Here is a 4369-nt window from a genome sequence, read left to right on the forward strand (position 1 = left end):
TTCATGGCTTGAGCAGCTTCAGTAACTGAGTGATTTTGATCGAGGACTAGCTGTGCAGCCTCTAACTTAAATTCAGCGCTAAAAAGTCGTCTTGTTCGTTTCGTCATAGTGTCACCTGTTAACTTATGAGGTGATGATATCACCTCTAACTAGGTGGCCAAATTAACTATGCCACTACAACCCAAACTTTTAGTTTAGTTATCAGGTTTACCTGCTTGCTTTGAAAAGAAAACAAATGGGATCGCTAAAGGCCCTACAAGAAATGCAGTCAACACCCAGAATATTACTTTAGCGTTACGCTGTTTTGCTACGTAATAACATAAGAGCATACTAATTAGATTTACGATAAATAATATTTCCATCTACCTTCCTAGAATATTAATTGATAACCAGTGCTCAAATTTAGCACCAAATTATAAGTACACATAACGCTGTATTAAGTGGTGAGCGATGTCTTTAACCCAACCTAAATCGTTGAACCTTAGCCACTTGTTAGGCAAGCTTTCTTAGGTCAAGCTTCATTGTTGTTGAACCAGAAAAACCTACTAGCCACTTTAAATATGGAAAGCTCTCTATTTTTACTGCAGTAAAGCCTTTTGACTCATATAGTTTTTTGGCTCGTGGATTGCTGTCAATGACATCTAGCCTTACAGACTCGAAGCCACTCGTTTTCGTATATTTAATGATTTTATCTAGCAATAAAGACCCGATTCCTTGCCCTCGACACTCATCAATTACTGCAATACCATCCATCACGAGTTCCCCCTTTTCCGGTTCACGCTCAAAGAGACTGAATACTGCACATGCCCAAAGCCCACGAAAAATCCCAAGACTTTTGACTAACCCTTTAACACCAATACCACCAGTTAGAGAGCCTGCAATAACATTGAAGCCGGATAAGCCAACAATGCTGCCATCACGATAAGCCACAAATGAATATTCGGGCTGAAAACTCTTAGAAAGCACTAAAATACGGTTTGTTTTATCAGGAATGGCTCGGCAAAATTTCGAACCAAACGCCTCTTCGTACAGTTCTGCAATTAAAGTTGAATTTGCTACATCCCAACCTTTTTCAATATAGATAGCCATTTAATAGCCTCAATTTCCCTAACGTCTGCATAACATGTTTACTACTATACAATCATACTTGAAACTGAAGCCTTAAAAACGAGAAACACCCGGCAAACTGAGATTACCGAGTGTAGTAAAAGGTGCTGATGCATTTGTTATGCTGCAACTGAAAACGTTTATATAATTGACAAGGTACTATTGGCCTAGAGAATTTGTAATATCATAAACCCTACGATTAGATTCTATGGCATAAACTCTTCCACCAAGAGCTTTACATTCTAAGTCATTTTTACCTTTCCAGTTTACACCTGTTCCGTACATTACAGGTCTAATAATTCGCCAAGGCCAAAATCCAAAGCGTTGGCCACCTTGGAAATTAACAACTGTATTTGAACCTGCTCTATCTGCATTATTAAGTAATTTTGGCATAACACGACTCACAGAACCATAAGTTCCTCTAGCTGCTTTTAAAGGTTTAAGATATTGATATTCGATATTTGGACTACTATCAAAAACACATTTGGTTCTCATGTTTTTAGCGTAATTTGCTGATACCAAATTCCCTTCCTGCAATGTGCTTAATTCAGCTGAACAGCCTGAGAGTAAAATACAACCTATAATAACTACAACCTTTTTCATAACACTCGTTCATATATTTTATAAAGCTTTGTAAATTATCACTTAAGGATACGTTTAATCAGCTCCAAGCGTATTCTACTACTATAAATACATTATTATATGAAATGGGTTCAGATTCCATTCAGCTTAGTCGCTATAACACCTTGTTAACTAGTAAAAAACAACGCACCAAATCTAATCTGACCACCATAACCATAAAATCTGACCATTACAAAAATACCAAGCGTTTTGGAATCCAGTTGAACCATTTGTTAGGTTTTCTATATGTTTATGCTAGATCTTCCCAGCTTGATAAGCCTAGCTGTTTTCTACGTACCAGATAAAAAACAGACATAATCAACCCGAAAAGTAAGCCGCCACACACGCCTTTTAAGATTAATTGCGTTATAGGCTTATTGAGGCTTTGGGTGTTTATAAACCAATTCAAAACACTAAATAATAGACCGAAGACAATGCTGGAAAAACTAAAGTTGATCATGAAATTTTGATAATAGGGTGGTGGGAATTTTAAACCACAGAATCTAAGTAATTTAGCGATTGGAGGATTAAAATTGGATGTCCATACACCTTTATCCTCAAGCTGCTTATGTGCAGCTTGTAATTGAGATTCATATGACATTTGAGTTTCCTTACTCATGATATGAAGATAATGAAATAAAACCTAACGCCTTATTAAGTGGATATAAAATAGTTGGCTAGAATTAGCGAGGAACGAGTGAAAGCTAATGTTTTTTGTCCGGTTGATCCACTTGTTAGGCTCGGTGAACACTACAATTAAAGCAACCTGGATTTGCATTGTGAATATGAATGTATTCAACATCCTTATTCTGAAATTGCCTATCAATTGCGGATTCTAACTCTTTTCCTTGTACTACTTCAGCTCCGATCATTAGCTTTCCTGAATCGTAAGCTCTTAGTGAAAGTAATCTATGTCTTAGCATTTTAGGTACTTCATCAATATTTAACTTAGCCGTTTGAGCTTTTTCACGGACAAATATGGGTCCAGATGCCCTGTAAGGTGAATCGACATTATGATGAAAGAAAGATAACGCTAGTACTCTCTCACCTATTTTTGCATCTAAGAGCGAAACACGACACGGGTATCCCGGCTCAGCATCTACAGTGACCCAAGCGGCACCTAGTAACTTTAACTCTTTTTTATTTTTGATCATGAGTTCATGAAAGTTATCTTCAGTTAGTGCTTTTATCAAAAATTTAATTGTCATTTATTAAACCTGTTTACTTTAAATAAAGAGTTTGATTATAAACACCCATTTATTTAATACTGGCCATATTCGGACATGACACTTAAATTATTTTAGAGCCTAAACGCCTTGCTAAGCGGTAAGTGATGGTTGGCTATAATCGCGAAAAGATGGCCAATTTTCATTTTTCCGTTTAAGCAATTTGTTATGCATTAATTGTACGACCACCTTTGAGTTCATCTTCATCTGGAACCTCAAATCTTGGTTCCATAAAGTTAAACATCATATCAGTCACTTCAAAAGCGTATACAGCCGGGTCCTTTTCTATATTTCGTTTTTCGACACGCTGTTTACGAGTGTCTGTCGAGGCGTTCAAATAATGTATTTCTGGCGCTAGACCAAGCTCTCTACTACGATTAGCAAAAATATCCCTTTGCTCTTTAGTAGTGAAACCAAGATCCAATATTACGTTTCCATTAATCGCCAAAATTTGCTCACTAACCTGCCAAATTTGTTCTGAGCACCTATTCACTCTTTCCATCATCCAATCAAAATCTAGACTGGTCATGTCTTTTGAAAATAGTGTTTGCATCCATGGATCTATAGAGAACTTTATTGCCTCTACTTCTTTAGCAAGTGATAACGAGTAAGTTGTTTTGCCAACTCCTGTTGGGCCACAAACCAAAATTAATCTTGCCATATAATTTACAACCTCTTAATTATTCATAACGCCTACTTAAGCGGAAAATATAGTTGGCTAAAGTGTTGAACGAAGTGAAAACAGCCAACTATATTTTTCCGTTTGAAGTTCTTGTTAGGCTATTTTTTTTGCAATTATAGTTACACCCTCTGTATATGAGTATCCGTAACCGTAACCCGCATTACTTTGACCACCAGTTGTTCTCCAAGAATAATTTCCTGAAGTTACATCAACTACGCTAATAACTTCATAGCCTTCTGTATTTAACTTTATAATCGCTTCACTAACATCATTAGCAAGCCTTTGACCATCAATTTCACTATCGCTGGCCCCTGTATCTTGCCACTCGGTGACTTTTTTCATAACATCCTTTTCACCACCAAGGAACCCTTTTTCTTTTTCACCTGTAGCTACTTTTTTAGTTACGTTCTTACCAAGCCGTTTAAAATAAGATGATACATATACTACTTTATTCACTTTAAATCCTTTTAATTGTAAATGAGTTTGAACTTAGCCTAACGAATGATATGGACTCCCTCTACCCGAGCCGCAGCGTGCCATAGTTAACTATGAATACGCTTAGAAACTGGAGGTTACTATGTCCACCATTCAAACCATTGGCGTTGATCTTGCCAAGAATGTATTCAGTATTCATGGCGTAGATGCATATGGCAAGTGCGTCTTACGCAAAACAGTTAAAAGAAACAAACTCTTAGACACATTTTCCAATCTTCCACCTTGTACTATTGGGATG

The 4369-nt window shown here is 36.9% G+C and carries 7 protein-coding genes and 1 pseudogene; 1 reads left to right on the forward strand and 7 read right to left on the reverse strand.

Going from position 1 to position 4369, the window contains the following annotated elements:
- From L4C54_RS24160 to L4C54_RS24045, 7 genes are all read right to left on the reverse strand, one after another.
- The coding region (locus L4C54_RS24160; protein WP_489686486.1) for a transposase at nt 1-107 on the reverse strand (107 nt) is incomplete at its 3' end.
- A gap of 385 nt (nt 108-492) precedes the next feature.
- Entirely contained in the window at nt 493-1089 is a 597-nt protein-coding gene (locus L4C54_RS24020) for a GNAT family N-acetyltransferase (RefSeq protein WP_428810087.1), read from the reverse strand.
- A gap of 177 nt (nt 1090-1266) precedes the next feature.
- Nucleotides 1267-1710: a hypothetical protein gene (locus L4C54_RS24025; protein WP_428810088.1), complete on the reverse strand. Its 444-nt coding sequence runs from the start codon at nt 1708-1710 to the stop codon at nt 1267-1269.
- 268 nt (nt 1711-1978) lie between these two features.
- Complete coding sequence (locus L4C54_RS24030; protein ID WP_428810089.1) at nt 1979-2329, reverse strand: DUF6404 family protein; 351 nt, start codon at nt 2327-2329, stop codon at nt 1979-1981.
- A 133-nt stretch (nt 2330-2462) separates the two neighbouring features.
- On the reverse strand, nt 2463-2936 hold the full coding sequence (locus tag L4C54_RS24035) for a DUF1203 domain-containing protein (RefSeq protein WP_428810090.1): 474 nt from the start codon (nt 2934-2936) through the stop codon (nt 2463-2465).
- Nucleotides 2937-3120: 184 nt separating this feature from the next.
- Nucleotides 3121-3615, reverse strand: coding sequence for a P-loop nucleotide/nucleoside kinase family protein (locus tag L4C54_RS24040; protein WP_428810091.1), 495 nt, complete (start codon nt 3613-3615; stop codon nt 3121-3123).
- A gap of 114 nt (nt 3616-3729) precedes the next feature.
- Nucleotides 3730-4092, reverse strand: coding sequence for a hypothetical protein (locus L4C54_RS24045; protein WP_428810092.1), 363 nt, complete (start codon nt 4090-4092; stop codon nt 3730-3732).
- A 121-nt stretch (nt 4093-4213) separates the two neighbouring features.
- On the opposite strand from L4C54_RS24045, the pseudogene L4C54_RS24050 reads away from it, so the two are divergent.
- Nucleotides 4214-4369: pseudogene (locus L4C54_RS24050) on the forward strand (IS110 family transposase); the annotation flags it as partial.

Source organism: Vibrio lamellibrachiae, assembly GCF_050337265.1.
Classification (GTDB): Bacteria; Pseudomonadota; Gammaproteobacteria; order Enterobacterales; family Vibrionaceae; genus Vibrio; species Vibrio kyushuensis.

Coding starts and splice junctions, on each gene's coding strand:
- L4C54_RS24035 (WP_428810090.1), bottom strand. CDS start 2,936: ATGACAATTAAATTTTTGATAAAAGCACTAACTGAAGATAACTTTCAT.
- L4C54_RS24040 (WP_428810091.1), bottom strand. CDS start 3,615: ATGGCAAGATTAATTTTGGTTTGTGGCCCAACAGGAGTTGGCAAAACA.
- L4C54_RS24025 (WP_428810088.1), bottom strand. CDS start 1,710: ATGAAAAAGGTTGTAGTTATTATAGGTTGTATTTTACTCTCAGGCTGT.
- L4C54_RS24030 (WP_428810089.1), bottom strand. CDS start 2,329: ATGTCATATGAATCTCAATTACAAGCTGCACATAAGCAGCTTGAGGAT.
- L4C54_RS24020 (WP_428810087.1), bottom strand. CDS start 1,089: ATGGCTATCTATATTGAAAAAGGTTGGGATGTAGCAAATTCAACTTTA.